The 1,480-nt window shown below is 44.3% G+C and carries 2 protein-coding genes; one reads left to right on the top strand and one right to left on the bottom strand.

The annotated features are described in order from the left end of the window. Positions 1–453: 453 nt before the first annotated feature. The gene (locus M1L23_RS12830; protein WP_252627839.1) at positions 454–1,071 is read left to right on the top strand and encodes a hypothetical protein; all 618 of its coding nucleotides are present in this window, start codon (positions 454–456) and stop codon (positions 1,069–1,071) included. A gap of 101 nt (positions 1,072–1,172) precedes the next feature. On the opposite strand, the gene M1L23_RS12825 is transcribed toward M1L23_RS12830, so the two are convergent. Next, positions 1,173–1,480 (bottom strand): integrase core domain-containing protein (locus M1L23_RS12825; RefSeq protein ID WP_420840641.1); only part of this gene is annotated, 308 nt, incomplete at its 5' end.

The raw sequence follows: 1,480 nt of genomic DNA, 5'->3' as shown, positions 1-1,480 counted from the left end.
CAGGGTCAAGTGACGACCCGTTGGCAATTCCCGGGTTATGAGCCGTGGCGTTACCCGATGGTGCGGTAGAGCATCACTATCGTGCGGGCAGCACGGTGATAACACAGATTGAGCCGGCGAGTGGCGACAGTAGTGAACGTATCGAGTAAACGTTAGCGCAAACTATCGATTTCATGACGCCGGATTATTTAACAAGGATGGTATCACATTGAATCCGAATGGGTTTCACGGACATAAAGGTGTTGCTCAGCTGGTCTTGGGGCATGAGCTAATTCATTATCGTGACCACGCCGTATGGGGTGTGAGTTACAGCCAACGGCGCAGTGAATCAGAAGTTAATGCGTATCGCTGGGAGATAAATAATGCTCACAGCTTTATTTTGGCCGAGAGCCACCTGCAAACCCATATTCGAGATGCAACGACCAACTGTCGGCTCCACGGAGGATGTAGATAATGAAAGCGTATTGGTTGGTATGGGCGCTACTTATCATTTTACCTGCACAAGCAAGCAGGACACTGGGTGTTGAGTGGTTTTCTATTATCGAAAAAAAGGATGGCGAAATCTATTTGCAAGTGTCCCATTTATTTTTAGGTGCAGGGCCCAGAGAGGCATATTTTGAGTTGATAGGCTGTACTGACGAAGCCCTGTGGCTGAAAGTGCCTTATGACGATGAAGGTCTCCGTATATTTACGGAAACACAATTAGAACATTGTGTTCTCAGTGAGCCTCTTCGTCTTGGTTTATATTTTGAAGAAAGTGGTGAAAAGCAACTGTTTAAAGTCTATGAAGAGAAGCCGGTCCAGTACCTAATTCCTGAAAGTAAGGAGCTTTTTTCTATTTGTTCTGATAAGTCGTTTTATGTACATGGAAGTATTCCTTCGAGTTTGCAAGGTAAGGACTTGAACGTATCTTACAGGAAAAGTGATTCGATGGTGACGTTTGAGAAAGTACGAGTACTGTTTGGGTACTATTTTGATATCCGGCTTCATGATGAACTCGATTGCACCCAGATTTCTGGTGGGTATATAAACGATACCTTTTTTCCGACCTATGAGATTCCGGGAGCGTAATTTTTATTGGCGACCGAGTCGCAGTTTGTTGGTCGCGCATATGAAAGGATGCTTAACCCGTGTAAATACCCCATTTATAACACAGTCATCTCGTAGAGAATTTATGCCGCATTTCGGTACTCTAACGGCGTCATGTCATTCAGTGAGTCGTGTGGTCGTTCAGTGTTATAGAACTCAATCCAGTTTTCGGTTATTTGCTTTACCTCATTCAGGTTGTTGAAAATATATAAATCCAGTACATCATCACGATACGTTCGGTTAAATCGCTCAATGTATGCGTTCTGGTAAGGGCAACCAGGTTTGATGTAATCAATCATAATGCCATGCACTTTTGCCCAGCTGGTGAAGACTTCTGAGGTAAATTCACTGCCGTTATCAACGCGAATTTTCTCAGGGTAACCGTGCCATT

Source organism: Aliidiomarina quisquiliarum (assembly GCF_023922585.1).
Taxonomy (GTDB): domain Bacteria; phylum Pseudomonadota; class Gammaproteobacteria; order Enterobacterales; family Alteromonadaceae; genus Aliidiomarina; species Aliidiomarina quisquiliarum.
This window is presented reverse-complemented; position numbering and strand designations above follow the sequence as displayed.